The sequence below is a fragment of the Nocardia sp. NPDC047038 genome, from assembly GCF_040644075.1.
GTDB classification, from domain to species: domain Bacteria; phylum Actinomycetota; class Actinomycetes; order Mycobacteriales; family Mycobacteriaceae; genus Nocardia; species Nocardia sichangensis.
This window is the reverse complement of sequence record NZ_JBEYVQ010000001.1, coordinates 1,384,379-1,400,141: the sequence shown is the minus strand read 5'-3', so window position 1 is coordinate 1,400,141 and position 15,763 is coordinate 1,384,379. Positions and strand designations below refer to the sequence as shown.

The following is a 15,763-nucleotide window of genomic DNA, read 5'->3' as shown; positions in this document are numbered from 1 at the left end:
AGCCGGGCTGTGTTGGTTCGGCCGCTACTTCGTAGCGGCGTGTTCGCGGCCCTCTCATCGCTCACGTTCGCGCGACCGCCGCTTGCTCCTTCGTCGCCTACGCGGCGGCCGCGTAGGCGCGCGCCGGGCCGCGAACGGCGCATGCTCGGTCTGGCTTCGCTCGAAACCTGTGGTCGAGGTGCGCTGGGCGCGTCGGTGAGCAACGTACTGACCTCGGCATCCGCCGTTACGAGCGAGCTGCGCGCAGGTACGACTTTGTCGGTGTGGCCGAAGTTATGGAAACAGCAGACCGAACGGCGCTCCGCTAGGTGGCTCGACAGTCGTTGAGGGCTCGACAATCGTTGAGCCGCCGCGACACAGTCATTGAAATGCGCGGGCCATCAGTCTTCCGACAAGTAGCGCTCGACCTTCTCCACCTTGGCGGTCATCGCATCCGTCACGCCGGGACGGATGTCGGCCTTCAACACCAAGCTGCAGCGTGGAGCGACGGCGAGGATGGCGTCGGTCGCCTGTTTCACGACGGCCATCACCTCGTCCCATTCGCCCTCGACGGTGGTGAACATGGCATCGGTGCGATTGGGCAGTCCGCTGGCGCGCACCACGCGGACCGCCTCGGCGACGGCGCGCCCGACATCGACGCCGGTCCCGAGCGGTGTGACGGAGAAGGCGATGATCATGCCTCGATCATGCCCGCAGCGTCGGAATTACATCGATGCGATCAGACGATCTACGCGCTCGTCGACCGAACGGAACGGGTCCTTGCACAGCACGGTGCGCTGCGCCTGGTCGTTCAGCTTCAGGTGCACCCAGTCGACGGTGAAGTCGCGGCCCGCCTCCTGGGCCGCGGTGATGAAGTCACCGCGCAGCTTGGCCCTGGTGGTCTGCGGCGGGGTGTCGACCGCGGCGTCCACGGCCTCGTCCTCGGTGACCCGTTTGGCCAGCCCCTTGCGCTGCAGCAGGTCGAAGACGCCGCGTCCGCGCTTGATGTCGTGATAGGCCAGATCCAGCTGGGCGATCTTGGGATCGGACAGCTCCATGCCGTACCGGTCCTGGTAGCGCTGGAACAGCTTGCGCTTGATCACCCAGTCGATCTCGGTGTCGACCTTCGCGAAGTCCTGCGCCTCGACCGCGTCCAGGGTGCGGCCCCACAGGTCGACCACCTGATCGATCTGGGGATCGCGGTCCCGATTGCGCAGATGCTCCACGGCGCGGGCATAGTACTCGCGCTGGATGTCCAGGGCGCTGGCCTGCCGACCGCCTGCCAGGCGCACCGGGCGCCGACCGGTCAGGTCGTGGCTCACCTCGCGGATCGCGCGGATCGGATTGTCCAGCGCGAAGTCGCGGAACGAGACACCCGCCTCGATCATCTCCAGCACCAAGGCGGCCGTGCCGACCTTGAGCATGGTGGTGGTCTCGGACATGTTGGAGTCGCCGACGATCACGTGCAGGCGGCGGTACTTCTCCGCATCGGCGTGCGGCTCGTCGCGGGTGTTGATGATCGGCCGCGAGCGAGTGGTCGCCGAGGAGACGCCCTCCCAGATGTGCTCGGCGCGCTGCGACAGGCAGAAGGTGGCGGCCTTCGGCGTCTGCAGCACCTTGCCCGCGCCGCAGATCAGCTGACGGGTGACCAGGAACGGCAGCAGCACATCGGAGATCCGGGAGAACTCGCCCGCGCGCACCACCAGGAAGTTCTCGTGGCAGCCGTAGGAGTTGCCCGCCGAGTCGGTGTTGTTCTTGAACAAATAGATGTCGCCGCCGATGCCTTCTTCGGCCAGACGCTGCTCGGCGTCGATCAGCAACTCTTCGAGGACCCGTTCGCCCGCACGGTCGTGGGTCACCAATTGCGCCAGGTTGTCGCATTCCGCGGTCGCGTACTCCGGATGCGACCCGACATCGAGGTAGAGCCGGGCACCGTTGCGGAGGAACACGTTCGAGCTACGGCCCCAGGACACCACCCGGCGGAACAGATACCGGGCCACCTCGTCGGGGGACAGTCGACGGTGACCGTGGAAGGTGCATGTCACACCGAACTCGGTCTCGATCCCCATAATTCGTCGCTGCACACCATCGACATTACAGCCAAGTCGAGGTCTTGCGTGGGGCACCGAACAACCCGTATGCATACGTCTTCACAACGATTTGGCCCGCTTTGTCGGAATTTGCCCGGGTGAAACGCCGGTTTCGCCGGAGGATGCACAGTTCGGCCCGGCCCCGGACATGCCGATACGGCCCGCGAACCAAGCGTCGTTCGCGGGCCGTCGAGGTCGTCGGCCCGGCGGATCACTCCGCCGACGGAGTCTCCTTCGCCGACGGTTTCTCATCCTTCGGCTCGGAGCCGGTCTCCTCCACCGCTGGCTTCTCGGCCGCCTCCGCCGGACTCAGCAGACGCTCCAGCGTGGCGTTGGGCACCCGCCGGAACGCCCGGCGCGGACGCGCCTGCTCCAAGGTCGCGACCTCGAGCGAGCTCACGCCCAGCACCCGCTTCTCCTTCTCCGCGCCTTCCGGAACGCCCGCCTGCAACGCGCGCACCGCGACGCCGACCGCGGAGGCCAGGTCCAGACCCGGCTGGTACGACGACTTCAGCGCGGTGACGATCGGCTCCGTGGTGCCGCCCATCACCACGAACTCGCGCTCGTCCACGATCGACCCGTCGAAGGTGATCCGGTACAGCACCGATTGCGCGGCCTGCTCCGGATAACCCACCTCCGCCACACAGATCTCCACCTCGTACGGCTTGAGCTGATCGGTGAAGATCGTGCCGAGCGTCTGCGCGTAGGCATTGGCCAGCGCCCGGCCGGTGACATCGCGGCGGTCGTACTGATACCCGCGAATGTCGGCCTGCAGGATGCCGCCCCTGCGCAGATTCTCGAACTCGTTGTACTTGCCGACCGCGGCGAACCCGATGCGGTCGTAGAGCTCACTCACCTTGTGCAGCGTCGCGGACGGGTTCTCCGCGACGAACAGCACACCCTTGTCATACGTCAAGACCACGACGCTGCGCCCCCGAGCGATGCCCTTGCGCGCGAGCTCGGTCTTGTCGCGCATGATCTGCTCGGCCGACGCGTAGTACGGCAACGTCATGATCAGGCGCTCCCTTCTTCGGCGGCCTCGCGGTCGGCGACGATGCCGCGGGTGATCTCCGCCAGCCGCGACTCGGTCACCTCGACCGCACCCTCCTCATCGATCACGATCGCCGTCGGGAAGATGCCGCGCACCAGATCCGGGCCACCCGTCGCGGTGTCGTCGTCGGCCGCGTCGAACAGCGACTCGACAGCGATGCGCAACGCGCGATCCTGATCGATTCCCTTGGCGTACAACTTCTTCAGCGAGGACTTCGCGAACATCGAGCCGGAACCGACCGCGGCGTACCCGAATCGCTCCTCGCTGCGTCCACCCACCACATCGAACGAAACAATGCGGCCCGCCTTGTCGGCATCGGTGGCGTCCAGGTCGTAGCCGACCAGCATCGGCACCACCGCCAGACCCTGCAGGGCCGCGGGCAGATTCTCCCGCACCATCTTCGACAGTTTGTTGGCCTTGCCGTCGAAGGTCAGCGGCACACCCTCGAGCTTCTCGTAGTGCTCCAGTTCCACCGCGAAGATCCGCACCATCTCCACCGCCATGCCCGCGGTGCCTGCGATGCCCGCCGCGGAATAGCTGTCGGTGATGTAGACCTTCTCGATATCCCGGCTGGCCAGCAGGTTCCCCTGGGTGGCACGGCGGTCACCGGCGATCAGCACACCGCCGCGATAACTCACCGCCACGATGGTGGTGCCGTGCGGAGCGATCTCCTTCGCGGAAGTGCCGCCGGGGATTCCGGCGGCACCCTGTCCGAACCTGTTGCTGGGCAAAAGATCCGGAGCATGCATGCGGAGATAGTCGGAGAAGGAAGAAAGGGCGTACCCCAGGTGGAGACGCGAGGGGTCACCGACTGTCACTGGCCACCTTTCTGCACGTACGCGCGGACGAAGTCCTCGGCGTTCTCCTCGAGCACGTCATCGATCTCGTCGAGCAGGTCGTCGGTTTCCTCCGCCAGCTTTTCGCGGCGCTCCTGTCCGGCGGCGTCTACACCGTCGGGGCCCTCGTCCTCGTCGCCACCCCCGGCGCGCTTGGTCTGCTCTTGTGCCATGGCAGCCGACCTCCTCTGTCCTCACCATGATCGGGACCCATGGTGAGCACGGTCCCGATCATGAGCATTGTCCGTGCTCGTCCCTCAACACTACCTACCAGCACCGACAGTGTGCCTATTTTGTGTGGCGGTGTTGGTCTCGCGCAGGTGGACTATGTCGTCAGCTGCTCCACCAGGTCCGCGGCGGTGGTCACGCCGTCGAGGAGTTTGCCGACGTGGGCCTTGGTGCCGCGGCGGGGTTCCAGGGTGGGGATGCGGACCAGGGAGTCGCCGCCCAGGTCGAAGATCACCGAGTCCCAGCTGGCCGCCGCGATGTCGGCGCCGAAGCGGCGCAGGCATTCGCCGCGGAAGTAGGCGCGGGTGTCGGTGGGCGGGTTGGTCATGGCGTCGAGGACCTGCTGCTCGGTGACCAGCCGCTTCATCGAGCCGCGGGCGACCAGGCGGTTGTAGAGCCCCTTGTCCAGGCGCACGTCGGAGTACTGCAGATCCATAAGGTGCAGCTTGGGGGCCGCCCAGCCGAGACCCTCGCGGCTGCGCATGCCCTCGAGCAGGCGCAGCTTGGCCGGCCAGTCGAGCAGGTTCGCGCACTCCATCGGATCGCGTTCGAGCAGGTCCAGGACCATGGCCCAGTTCTCGATGATGTCCTGGACGCGCTTGTCGTCGTTGCCGGTGCGGTCGACGAACTTGATCACCCGATCCAGGTAGACGCGCTGCAACGCGAGACCGGTCAGCTCGCGGCCGTCGGCGAGCGCGACCGTCGCCCGCAGCGTGGGGTCGTGACTGATGGTGTGCACCGCGGTGACCGGGCGGGCCAGCTGCAGATCCGACAGGTCCTCGCCCGCTTCGATCAGGTCGAGGACCAAGGCGGTGGTGCCGACCTTGAGGTAGGTGGACATCTCGGCCAGGTTGGCGTCACCGATGATGACGTGCAGTCTGCGGTATTTGTCGGCATCGGCGTGCGGTTCGTCGCGGGTGTTGATGATGCCCCGTTTGAGCGTGGTCTCCAGGCCGACCTCGACCTCGATGTAGTCCGAACGCTGGGACAGTTGGAAGCCCGCGTGGTCGCCGGACTGGCCGATGCCGACCCGGCCGGAGCCGCACACCACCTGGCGGGACACGAAGAACGGCGTGAGCCCGACGATGATCTGGTTGAACGGGGTGTCCCGGCTCATCAGGTAGTTCTCGTGGGTGCCGTACGAGGCGCCCTTGCCGTCGACGTTGTTCTTGTACAGCTGCAGCCGCGGAGCCCCCGGCACGCTCGAGGCGTGCCGCGCGGCGGCCTCCATCACCCGCTCGCCCGCCTTGTCCCAGATCACCGCGTCCAGGGGGTCGGTGACCTCGGGCGCGGAGTATTCCGGGTGGGCATGGTCGACGTAGAGCCGGGCGCCGTTGGTGAGGATCATGTTCGCGGCGCCCACCTCGTCGGCGTCGATCACCGGCGCGGGACCGTTCATCCGGCTCAGGTCGAATCCGCGGGCGTCGCGCAGCGGCGACTCCACCTCGTAGTCCCAGCGCGTGCGCTTGGCGCGCGGCACGCCCTCCGCCGCGGCGTAGGCCAGGACCGCCTGGGTCGAGGTGAGGATCGGGTTGGCCGACGGCTCGGTCGGGGTCGAGATGCCGTATTCGACCTCTATTCCGATGATGCGCTGCATGGCATCGAGCCTAAGTCACGCACCCGGCCCGACCCCCCGCGACCGGCGGAGTCCAATGTCATACCGCAGGTGGTACTTCCGGAGGACCCCTCGCGGCGCAGGTCGGCGCGATAGTCGGGACATGTCCGAATCGATCGCAGCCCGCCGCCTGGAGACCGCCGAGCAGCATCGCCCGTCGCCTCCCCCACCACCCGCGCCCGCCCGGCTCGTCGCGTTGGACGTGCTACGCGGGATCGCGATTCTCGGCACCCTCGCCACCAACATCTGGATCATCACCAACCCGGAGGGGCTGGTCGGGTATCTGCACGACATGGGTGGCGAGGCCGGCGGATGGACGTGGACCGAGCGCGTGCTCCAGCAGCTGGCGCAGGGCAAGTTCCTCGGGCTGCTCACCGTCATGTTCGGCATCGGCCTGGCCATCCAGCAACGCTCCGCGACCGAGGCCGGGCGCCGCTGGCCGGGGAAGTACCCCTGGCGGGCGGGCTTGCTGTTCCTGGACGGTCTGGTCAACTTCGTTTTCGTCGCCGAGTTCGACGTCCTCATGGGGTACGCGGTGACCGGACTCGTGGTCGCATTCGTGCTCGCCACCGGTGCGCGGGCGCGGCGGCGCTGGCTGGTGGGCGCGGCGGCCGTGCACGTGTCGCTGTTGACGCTCATCGGGCTCGCTCTGGCGTTCGCGCCGAGCCAGGACGCGCAGGCGCGTCTTGCGCTGGACCCGAATCCGTATGCGGACGGCTCGTTCTGGGAGCTCGCGGCGTTCCGGCTCGGCAACGCCGGGCTGTTCCGGATGGAGACGATCTTCGTCTTCGCGATGTCGGTCGCGCTGTTCCTGACCGGCGCACTGCTGTTCCGGACGGGCGTGTTCGGCCCGGAAGGCGCGCGACTGCGCAAGCGGCTGATGATCCTCGGCTTCGGCGTCGCCGCGCCGATCGACCTGGGCGTCGGCATACTGGGCGGTGGCGACCTCATCCTGTTCACCCGGTACGGCAGCGCGCCGTTCGTCTCTCTCGGCATTCTGGCCGCGGTCGCCGAGTGGTACCTGCGGCGGCCAGGCGCCGGGTTCGCCGGGCGGCGGTTCACCGAGATCGGCCGCACCGCGCTCAGCTGCTACATCCTGCAGAACCTGGTGGCATCGATCCTCTGTTACGGCTGGGGTTTCGGACTGGCGGCGCGCGTCTCGCCCGATGACCGTGTCCCGTTCACCGTCGGTGTCTACGTGCTGGTATCGCTGATCATCGCCTGCGGAGCGCACCTGTGGCTACGACGCTTCGAGCGCGGGCCGGTGGAGTGGTTCTGGAACGTGAGTTTCCGAACGCTGGCGCGGGAACGCTGAAACGCCATGATGCCCGTATCCCCGGGCCGGGGATACGGGCGTGCCCATGCCGACCGGCTCCGTTGTGGCGCAGGGCTTGTCGTACCCGCACATGCCGCGAAATCCGGCGGCCCCGGCGCGCGGCGGCCGCTACCGTCGTGCTGTGACGCTTGCCGACCGCTACCCCTTGCTGCACACACCGGCTCACTGGGCGTGGGGCGACCTGGATGTCCGGTTCTCCACCACACTCCCGTCCGACGAACTGGTCACCAATATCCACGTCGTCTGTTTCGTCGGCGACGAGATCGTGCTCTGTCGCGACGATCGCGACGTCTGGCTGATTCCGGGCGGCACCAGGGAACGCGGCGAGTCGATCGACGCCTGCGTGCACCGCGAACTGCGGGAGGAGGCGGGCGCACGCCCGGTCGGACCGATCCGATGGTTCGGCGCGCACCATGCGACGAGCAACGGTCCGGCACCGTATCGCGAGTGGCAGCCCCATCCGCACAAGGCGTGGCTGTGGTGCACCGCGGACGTGGTGCTCGAATCCGCCCCGACCAATCCCGACGACGCCGAGCAGATCCTCGAGGTGTGCACCTTTCCCGTAGCCGAAGCGATGCGACGGGCCGGATCCGACGGCGAGCACCTGAGCGAACTGGTGGCATTGGCGGTCGAACTCCACCGGCCGGAGCGTCCCGAGTGATGTAGGCGGCCGGCCGCACATACTCGGCGCCCGCCCACCGGTGGGATCGGGGCAGAATCGAAGGATGGCAACGGCAACTTGGCACGGCCGCGTCCTCGCGACCAGCAATGACACCATCATCGTCGAGGGCAATCACTACTTCCCGCCGGACTCGATCCGGCCGGAGTTCTTCCAGCCCTCCGACACGCACAGCTACTGCCCGTGGAAGGGCACCGCCAGCTACTACACCGTAGTGGTCGACGGAGACAGCAATACCGACGCCGCCTGGTTCTACCCGGAGCCGAAGACCAAGGCCGCGCAGATCAAGGACTATGTCGCGTTCTGGCGCGGCGTCGAGGTGACGGAGAGCTGAGCGTCGCCTTTCGCTGCGAGCAATCGAGTGGCGAACTCATGATCGATGCCGGAATCCGGTCGTAGGCGCGGCCGCGCGGTGATCGGCGGGCCGGGGCGGCGGCTCGGACCGCACTGCCCCGGCGAACGGCGGCAATCGGAGGAATCGGGAATACCGCCTGCGCGAAACCGATACGCTCATCCCAGGATTCAGCGCGAGTGTCTCAGCCGGGAGCATCCCATGATGAAGGCTCTGGTCACCAACGGCTTCTCGATGGCGCCTGGCGGCGCGGCGGACGAACCGGCGCGAGCGGGTGTCGCGCTGCTCCGGCCGGGGGTGCTGGCTTTCGCCGGATCGGTCGGTCCGACGGAGTTACACGCGCATCACGCGGTGCAGATCGTCGCCGCGAGCACGCCGATCGTGGTGGTGGACGGTAGCGGCGTCCGCAAACAGGGCACCCACGTCATCGTGCCGACCGACGCGCCGCACCGGATCGACGTAGGCGCCGCGCACGGCACGGCCGTCTACCTCGACCCCGAGACGGCCGCCGGTGCGGCGGCGGATCGCAGAGCGCACCTCAACGGCTGGGTCGACAGCGCCGACGCCCTCGGCATCACCGCCGGTGGTGGAGACCTGACCGCGCAGGTCACCGCGGTCGTCGACGATCTGCTGCCGCAGGACGGCGCGTCCGGCGCGAGCGAGCGGCACGCGGTGATCACGGCGGCCCTGCAACTGCTGCCCGCACTGGTGCGCACCGGGTCGGTGCGAGGCGCGGATGTCGCACGACAGTTGGGTATTCCCGCGCCCCGACTGTCCCACCTGTTCACCGAGCAGATGGGAATTCCGTTGCGCCGCTATATCCTCTGGCTGCGGCTGCACATAGCGCGGACCCGCGCGCTGGCCGGAGACGACCTCACGGCCGCCGCGCACGCGGCCGGTTTCTCCGATGGCGCGGATCTCACCCGCACCTGTCGCCGGACGTTCGGGCTGTCTCCATCGGTGCTCAGCCGCACCAGCGAATCGGTCCCGGACGCATAGCGGCCGGGACGGCTCACGTTCCGTATCAGTCCGCCGGACGGGACTCGACGTAATAGTCCGCCGAGATCGTCTTCAGCATCTGCCGCACGCCGAGTGGCGCCCATACCGCGGAGGGGTCGTGCCGCACGACCGGATCGGTCAGCTCGACCACATGGCCGCGGGTTTCCAGGGCGAAACCACCCGCCGCGCAGATGTTCTTGACCCAGTCGACGTTCCGGCCGTACGTCAGCGCGATCCGGTAGGCGCCGTCCTGCTCGAAGACCATGACCGGGGTGCGGTAGGACCGGCCCGACTTCCTGCCCTTGTGCAGCACGATGCCGAACCCGGGCGCGCGTCCCGCGACCAGGCCCGCGGTCGGATTGGTGACATGCCGGTTGAAATTCGCCAGTGCGTGCGGAAGCACCATGGGCGGCGATCCTCTCTCCCTGTGGCCTGCGGTGTTCACGTTACTCTCGACCCATGTCCGCTCCGCCGCCTCATCGCGAGCCGCCCCACACCGGAGATCCGAGCGCGGAAACGATCGCCATCTACGATGCGGCGGGCAACCCGGTGGGGGCCGCCGAGCGGGCCACGGTTTACCGCGACGGATTGTGGCACGCCAGCGCGGGGGTGCTTCTGCGCTCCGGTGACGGCGAGCGCGTCTACGTGCACCGCCGCACCGACACCAAGCTCGTTTTCGCGAGCATGCACGACTGCCTGGCCGGTGGTGTGGTCGCGCCGGGCGAAGCGCCGCGCGAGACGGCCCTGCGCGAACTGGCCGAAGAACTGGGCGTCACGCCGAACCCCGCCGACGTCTCGCCCGAACCGCTGGCGACGGTCTCCTGGGACGGCGAATGGGCCGGTCGGCCGATGCGGTGTCATCTGTTCGCGTACGAGTCGCGCTACGACGGGCCGGTTCGCCACCAACCCGACGAGATCGCCGCGGGATGGTGGTGGACCGACGCCGAACTGCTGGCGCGTCTGGCCGATCCGGACTGGCCGTTCGTCCCGGACACCCGCCTGCTGATCACGGATCTGCTGGTCGGCGCCCGGTCAGCGGCAGACGACGGGACGAGGCCCTGATCAGCTGGACGAGGCGACGGAGGCGGCCCAGGCGGCGAACGCGCCGGGATTGCGTGTCTGCAACAGCACCCGGCCGGGGCCGGTGAAATCGAAGACGAAACCCTCGCCGGACTTCAACGACTGGATCGATCGACCCGAGACCGCTCGCCGGATGCTGAAATTCATCGCCAGGTCGTAGGCGACCACGTGCCCGGTGTCGATCGTGATCGGCTCGCCCGGTTGCAGATCGATCACATCGATCGCGCCGAACACGCCCACCACGATCTCACCCTCGCCGTGCGCGCGCAGACCGAATCCACCTTCGCCGCCGAACAGATTGGCGAACCCGCCCCACTTGCTCTCCACCTGCACACCGTGCGAATTGGCGATCCACCCCCCGCGGCTGATGAAGAAAGGCCGATCCGGCGTGATCTGCAAGTTCAACATGTCGCCGGGAAGCGCGGGCGCCACGTCGACCCACCCGCCCTGCGGCGGCGCGGTGAACGTCGAGACGAAGAACGACTCCCCGGCCAGCACCGACCGCTTCAGTCCGGCCAGGATGCCGCCCTCGGCCTTGGCCTGCAACGTGACTCCCGCCGAATGAGCCACCATGGCGCCGCTCTCGACCCGCATCGGCTCGCCCCCGGCGAGAAAGCACCGCGCGACGGCGGCGGCGGGACTGTGGCGCAGTTGTACTTTCATGTCCGCCGACCCTACCGCCGAATCCCACACGGCGGGAACGGGTGTCAGAGCAGATCGCGCAGTGCGTCGTCGTCTCGGGCCACCACCGCCCCGCCGTCGGCGGTGAGCACGATCGGCCGCTGGATCAGCCCGGGATGTTCGACCAGCGCTTCGATCCAACGGTCCCGGTCCGCGGCGGTCCGCGCCCAGCTCGCCATGCCGAGGTCCTTGGCGAGCTGTTCGCCGGTGCGGGTGATGTCCCAGGGTTCGGCGTCCAGCCGCCGCAACACCTCACGCAGCTCGGCGGCCGTCGGCGGCTGGTCCAGATACTTGCGCACGGTGTAGTCGACACCGGCGTCGTTCAGGAACGCGGTGGCGTTGCGGCTCTTGCTGCACCGCGGGTTGTGCCAGATCTCGGTCTGCCCGGAAGTCATGTACGCAGGGTACCGAGGACGCGCACCCGGGCCGCCCGGCGCCCACTGGCGGATCTCGGACGTCGCGCTGCCGAGCGCCGCGTGTGCTCCGATACTGGAAGCCATGACTGAGCACGCGTCGCCCGAAAACCCTTACGGCACACCGACCACATCCGGTCCCGAGCGCATCCCTTCGTATCAGGGCGTGATGAATCGGGTCGTGCGCGCGCTGCTGCGTGTACCCGGGCTGTCCGGCGTCGTCGGCAAGCGGCTGATGATCCTGCACGTCGTCGGGCGCAAGTCGGGGAAGGTCTACGACGTGCCGCTGGCCTACACCCGGCACGGCGACACTCTGCTGATCGGCACCGCCCTGCGCCCGTGGGTGAAGAACCTGCGGGCGGGCGATCCGGTGCGGGCCTCCTTCGGCGGCGAGCCGCGCACCTTCGACCCGGTGGTCCACACCTCCGAGGCCGACGTGCTGCGGCTCTACGAGATCGTCGCGCGGGACAACAAGCAGAACGCCAAGTACAACGGCATCGGCTTCACCGCCGACGGTTCACCCTCCAAGGCCGATATCTACCAGACCTGGCAGCAGGGCGGCGTCGTGGTGGAACTGACGCCGCACTGAGCGGCCGGTCAGCTCGCGACGTAGCCGTCGGCCACGTCGAGCACTTCGTCGACGATCTCGAGGCCGGTGCGCAGTTCGTCGGCCGTCGTGGTCAGCGGCGGCGCGATCTGAAAGCGATTGCCCGCGTTGAACGGCCACAGCCCGCGTGCCTTGGCCGCAGCGGTGACCGCGGCCATCGGCTCGGCGTCCGCGCCCGCCGCCGCGAACGGGATCAGCGGCTGTCTGCTGCGCTGGTCCCGGACCAGTTCCAGCGCCCAGAAGAAGCCGAGTCCACGGACCTCGCCGACGCTCGGATGACGACCGGCGAGTTCGCGCAGGCCTTTTCCGAGCACATCGGCGCCCACCGCCCGTACGTGATCGAGGATTCCTTCGCGCTCGAAGACCGCGATCGAGGCGACACCCGCCGCGCAGGCCAGCGGATGACCCGCGTAGGTGAGACCGCCCGGATACACCACATGGTCGTAGCGCTGCGCGATCCGCTCGGCCATGAGCACGCCACCGAGCGGGACGTAGCCGGAGTTCACCCCCTTGGCGAAGGTGATGATGTCCGGCTCGACGCCGAACGCCTGCACCGCGAACCATTCGCCCACCCGTCCGAATCCGACCATCACCTCATCGGCGATGTAGACGATGCCGAACTCGTCGCACAGCGCTCGCACGCCGGCCAGATAACCGGGCGGCGGGACGAGCACACCGTTGGTGCCGACCACCGTCTCCAAAATCAACCCCGCGATGTGCTGCGGGCCCTCGAGCTCGATGACCTGCCGCAGGTGCCGCAGCGCGGCGGCCGTCTCTTCCTCGGGAGTCGTCGTGCCCCACGGTGACCGGTAGGGGTAGGGGCCGAAGAACCGCACCACGTCGACGTTTGTCGGTTCCGCGCCCCAGCGGCGCGGTTCCCCGGTCAGGCCGATCGCGACGCCCGTGCCGCCGTGGTAGGAGCGGTAGGCGGCGAGCATTTTCGTCCGCCCGGTGTAGCTTCGCGCCAAACGCACCGCGTGCTCGACGGCCTCGGCGCCGCCGGTGGTGAACAGGATCCGGTTCAGCTCCCCGGGAGCCCGCTCGACGATCAGCCGGGCCAGTTCGCTGCGGACGTCGTTGCCGACCGTCGGCGAGATGGTCGCCAACCGCTGCGCCTGGGCGACGATCGCCGCGACGATGTCCGGATGCTGGTGGCCGATGTTCACGTTGACCAGCTGGGAGGAGAAGTCCAGATAGCGCTTGCCGGTGTCGTCCCAGAAGTAGGAGCCGAACGCCCCGGTGATCGGAGCCGGGTTCAATTCGGCCTGCGCGCTCCACGGATAGAAGACGTGATCGGCCACGCTAGTCGCTCCCTTCGGTCGACTTGGTCGTGGTCACGAGGGAAGCGAGACGAGGCAGCACCGATTCACCGTACGCCGCCAAAGTCGCGTTCTTCGCGTCGTGCTGGAGATAGACGGCGAACTGGTCCACACCGAGCCTTTCCAGCTCCCGCAACCGGGACAGCTGGTCGTCGGGCGTGCCCAGCAGGCAGAAGCGGTCCACGATGGCGTCGGGCACGTACTCGGCATGGACATTGCCCGCGCGTCCGTGCAGGTTGTAGTCGTAGCCGCGCCTGCCGTCGATGTAGTCCGTGAGGGCAGCCGGGATGTCGCCTGCCGTACCGTATCTCGCCACCATCTCCGCCACGTGGTTGCCGACCATCCCGCCGAACCATCGGCACTGTTGCCGCGCGTGCGCCTGCGCCGCCTCCGTCCCGTCGGTGACATAAGCGGGTGCGGCGACGCAGATCCGCACCGCCGCCGGGTCCCGGCCCGCGCGCTCGGCCGCGGCGCGCACTCGGGCGACGGTCCATGCCGTGATGTCGGGGTCGGCCAGTTGCAGGATGAATCCGTCGGCCACGGCACCGGTCAGCTCGAGTGCGCGTGGCCCGTAGCCCGCCACCCACACGTCCAACCGGGAGTCGGCCGCCCACGGCAACCGCACGACCGTGTCGTCCACTCGCGCGCCGCGACCGTTGCCCAGTTCGCGGATCACCTCGATCGATCGGCGCAGCGTGGCCAGCGTGGCGGGCTTGCCGCCCAGCGTGCGCACGGCCGAGTCGCCGCGGCCGATCCCGCATACGGTGCGATTGCCGAACATCTCGTTGAGCGTGGCGAAGGTCGACGCGGTCACCGTCCAGTCCCGGGTGGCCGGGTTCGTCACCATCGGACCGACCATGATCTTGCGGGTGGCGGCCAGGATCTGGCTGTAGATGACATAGGGCTCCTGCCAGAGCAGATGCGAGTCGAAGGTCCAGACGTGGGAGAACCCATATGTCTCCGCGAGCCTGGCCAGTTCGATCACACGCGAGGCCGGGGGCGTGCATTGCAGCACCACACCGATGTCCATGCGGCACTTCTCCGTTCCGAGGATCGAAAGTCAGATCAGGTTCTGCGCGAGTCCACGCGCGACGAACCGGCCGTGCCCCGCGTGCCCGAGGTAGCCGCCGTCGTCCACGACGACCCGGCCCCGGGACAGCACCGTGTCGACGTGACCGTCGATCTCGAATCCCTCGTAGGCCGAGTAGTCCATATTCATGTGGTGGGTCTTGCCGAGACCGATGCTGGTGTGGCCGTCCGGGTCGTAGATGACGATGTCGGCGTCCGCTCCCGGGCTGATCACCCCTTTGCGCGGGTACATGCCGAACATCCGGGCCGGTGTCGTGCAGCAGACCTCGACCCAGCGTTCCAGCGGGATCCGGCCGGACCGGACGCCCTGGAACATCAGATCCATCCGATGCTCGACGCCGCCGATACCGTTGGGGATCTTGCTGAAGTCGCCGAGCCCCATCTCCTTCTGGCCCTTCATGCAGAACGGACAGTGATCGGTGCCGACGGCCGTGACGTCGCCGGTGCGCAGGTAGCGCCACAGCTTGTCCTGATGCCCTTCGGCCTTCGATCGCAGCGGCGTGGAGCACACCCATTTGGCGCCTTCGAAACCCGGCGCGCCGAGCTGATCCTCGAGCGAGAGATACAGGTACTGCGGGCAGGTCTCGCCGAAGACGTTGCGCCCGGCGTCGCGGGCGGCGGCGATCTGAGCCAGCGCCTGCTCGGCCGACACGTGCACGACGTACAGCGGCACGCCGGTCAATTCGGCCAGCATGATCGCGCGGTGGGTGGCCTCCTCCTCGAGCTGCCACGGTCGGGTCGTGCCGTGGAAGTACGGCGCGTTGTCCCCTCGCGCGAGCGCCTGTTCGACCAGCACATCGATGGCTATCCCGTTCTCCGCGTGCATCATCACCAGCGCGCCGAGTTCCGCCGCTGACTGCATGGCGCGCAGGATCTGGCCGTCGGTGGAGTAGAAGACCCTCGGGTAGGCCATGAAGAGCTTGAAGCTGGTGACGCCCTCGGCCACCAATTCGCTCATGGCCTTCAAGGATTCGTCGTCGACGTCGCCGATGATCTGATGGAAGCCGTAGTCGATCGCGCACTGCCCGGCCGCTTTCGCGTGCCAGGCGGCCAGCGTGTCCTGGACCCGTTCCCCTTGCCGCTGGACGACGAAGTCGATGATGGTGGTGGTGCCGCCCCACGCGGCCGCGCGGGTGCCGGTCTCGAAAGTGTCGGAGGCCTCGGTCCCACCGAAGGGCATCTGCATGTGGGTGTGACCGTCCACGCCGCCGGGGATGACGTATCTGCCGGTCGCGTCGAGCACGCGATCGGCGGACGCGGCGAGGTCCGCGCCCAGCGCGACGGAGCCCGGCCGCAGGACGGCGGCGATGGTCTCGCCGTCGACGAGCACGTCGAGCGGCTGCGCTCCGGTGGCGGAGACCACCGTGCCACCGTGGATGAAGGTGCGTGCCATGTCGTTCTCCCCGGTC

At 68.2% G+C, this 15,763-nt stretch carries 18 protein-coding genes; 6 read left to right on the top strand and 12 right to left on the bottom strand.

The window, feature by feature from the left end; all coding sequences use genetic code 11:
• Positions 1-380 precede the first annotated feature (380 nt).
• The 6 genes from ABZ824_RS06720 to dop all read right to left on the bottom strand — a co-directional run bounded on the left by ABZ824_RS06720 (position 381) and on the right by dop (position 5,781).
• A complete protein-coding gene (locus ABZ824_RS06720) occupies positions 381-677 on the bottom strand; it encodes an MTH1187 family thiamine-binding protein (RefSeq protein WP_356962060.1) in 297 nt (98 codons plus the stop codon).
• A 27-nt stretch (positions 678-704) separates the two neighbouring features.
• On the bottom strand, positions 705-2,063 hold the full coding sequence (gene pafA, locus ABZ824_RS06715) for a Pup--protein ligase (protein WP_174186519.1): 1,359 nt from the start codon (positions 2,061-2,063) through the stop codon (positions 705-707).
• A gap of 217 nt (positions 2,064-2,280) precedes the next feature.
• Positions 2,281-3,081 carry a proteasome subunit alpha gene (prcA, locus tag ABZ824_RS06710; RefSeq protein WP_356962058.1) on the bottom strand — a complete coding sequence of 267 codons (801 nt, stop codon included), beginning with the start codon at positions 3,079-3,081 and terminating at the stop codon, positions 2,281-2,283.
• A 2-nt stretch (positions 3,082-3,083) separates the two neighbouring features.
• Positions 3,084-3,938, bottom strand: coding sequence for a proteasome subunit beta (gene prcB, locus ABZ824_RS06705; RefSeq protein ID WP_355077558.1), 855 nt, complete (start codon positions 3,936-3,938; stop codon positions 3,084-3,086).
• Complete coding sequence (locus tag ABZ824_RS06700; protein ID WP_014986166.1) at positions 3,935-4,129, bottom strand: ubiquitin-like protein Pup; 195 nt, start codon at positions 4,127-4,129, stop codon at positions 3,935-3,937. Before ABZ824_RS06700 ends, prcB begins: the two co-directional genes overlap by 4 nt.
• Positions 4,130-4,281: 152 nt before the next feature.
• A complete protein-coding gene (gene dop / locus ABZ824_RS06695; RefSeq protein WP_039798407.1) occupies positions 4,282-5,781 on the bottom strand; it encodes a depupylase/deamidase Dop in 1,500 nt (499 codons plus the stop codon).
• A 121-nt stretch (positions 5,782-5,902) separates the two neighbouring features.
• Between dop and ABZ824_RS06690 the strand changes: the two genes are divergently transcribed.
• The 4 genes from ABZ824_RS06690 (at position 5,903) to ABZ824_RS06675 (ending at position 9,165) form a co-directional block, all read left to right on the top strand.
• Positions 5,903-7,114, top strand: coding sequence for a DUF418 domain-containing protein (locus ABZ824_RS06690; RefSeq protein ID WP_356962055.1), 1,212 nt, complete (start codon positions 5,903-5,905; stop codon positions 7,112-7,114).
• Between the two features lie 142 nt (positions 7,115-7,256).
• On the top strand, positions 7,257-7,796 hold the full coding sequence (locus ABZ824_RS06685; protein ID WP_356962053.1) for an NUDIX domain-containing protein: 540 nt from the start codon (positions 7,257-7,259) through the stop codon (positions 7,794-7,796).
• A gap of 64 nt (positions 7,797-7,860) precedes the next feature.
• On the top strand, positions 7,861-8,148 hold the full coding sequence (locus ABZ824_RS06680) for a DUF427 domain-containing protein (protein WP_355077552.1): 288 nt from the start codon (positions 7,861-7,863) through the stop codon (positions 8,146-8,148).
• A 219-nt stretch (positions 8,149-8,367) separates the two neighbouring features.
• Positions 8,368-9,165, top strand: a complete 798-nt coding sequence (locus ABZ824_RS06675) for a helix-turn-helix domain-containing protein (RefSeq protein ID WP_355077550.1) — start codon at positions 8,368-8,370, stop codon at positions 9,163-9,165.
• A gap of 25 nt (positions 9,166-9,190) precedes the next feature.
• Here ABZ824_RS06675 and ABZ824_RS06670 read toward each other — a convergent pair whose 3' ends face one another.
• Positions 9,191-9,571 (bottom strand): nitroreductase family deazaflavin-dependent oxidoreductase, encoded by a 381-nt coding sequence (locus ABZ824_RS06670; RefSeq protein WP_355077548.1) that lies wholly within the window; start codon positions 9,569-9,571, stop codon positions 9,191-9,193.
• 53 nt (positions 9,572-9,624) lie between these two features.
• On the opposite strand from ABZ824_RS06670, the gene ABZ824_RS06665 reads away from it, so the two are divergent.
• The gene (locus ABZ824_RS06665) at positions 9,625-10,227 is read left to right on the top strand and encodes an NUDIX domain-containing protein (RefSeq protein ID WP_356962051.1); all 603 of its coding nucleotides are present in this window, start codon (positions 9,625-9,627) and stop codon (positions 10,225-10,227) included.
• Here the strand turns inward: ABZ824_RS06665 and ABZ824_RS06660 are convergent, their stop codons facing one another.
• Together ABZ824_RS06660 and ABZ824_RS06655 are read right to left on the bottom strand one after the other, a co-directional pair.
• A complete protein-coding gene (locus ABZ824_RS06660) occupies positions 10,228-10,908 on the bottom strand; it encodes a TIGR00266 family protein (RefSeq protein ID WP_195080044.1) in 681 nt (226 codons plus the stop codon).
• 44 nt (positions 10,909-10,952) lie between these two features.
• A complete protein-coding gene (locus tag ABZ824_RS06655; RefSeq protein ID WP_356962050.1) occupies positions 10,953-11,321 on the bottom strand; it encodes an arsenate reductase family protein in 369 nt (122 codons plus the stop codon).
• Between the two features lie 103 nt (positions 11,322-11,424).
• On the opposite strand from ABZ824_RS06655, the gene ABZ824_RS06650 reads away from it, so the two are divergent.
• On the top strand, positions 11,425-11,928 hold the full coding sequence (locus ABZ824_RS06650; RefSeq protein WP_356962048.1) for a nitroreductase/quinone reductase family protein: 504 nt from the start codon (positions 11,425-11,427) through the stop codon (positions 11,926-11,928).
• 8 nt (positions 11,929-11,936) lie between these two features.
• Here the strand turns inward: ABZ824_RS06650 and ABZ824_RS06645 are convergent, their stop codons facing one another.
• From ABZ824_RS06645 to hydA, 3 genes are read right to left on the bottom strand one after another with little or no spacing between them, the layout of a single operon-like run.
• Positions 11,937-13,247 (bottom strand): aspartate aminotransferase family protein, encoded by a 1,311-nt coding sequence (locus ABZ824_RS06645; protein WP_355077538.1) that lies wholly within the window; start codon positions 13,245-13,247, stop codon positions 11,937-11,939.
• Between the two features lies 1 nt (position 13,248).
• Positions 13,249-14,295: a TIGR03842 family LLM class F420-dependent oxidoreductase gene (locus tag ABZ824_RS06640; RefSeq protein WP_356962047.1), complete on the bottom strand. Its 1,047-nt coding sequence runs from the start codon at positions 14,293-14,295 to the stop codon at positions 13,249-13,251.
• Between the two features lie 30 nt (positions 14,296-14,325).
• Positions 14,326-15,747 carry a dihydropyrimidinase gene (hydA, locus tag ABZ824_RS06635; protein ID WP_356962045.1) on the bottom strand — a complete coding sequence of 474 codons (1,422 nt, stop codon included), beginning with the start codon at positions 15,745-15,747 and terminating at the stop codon, positions 14,326-14,328.
• Positions 15,748-15,763: the final 16 nt, after the last annotated feature.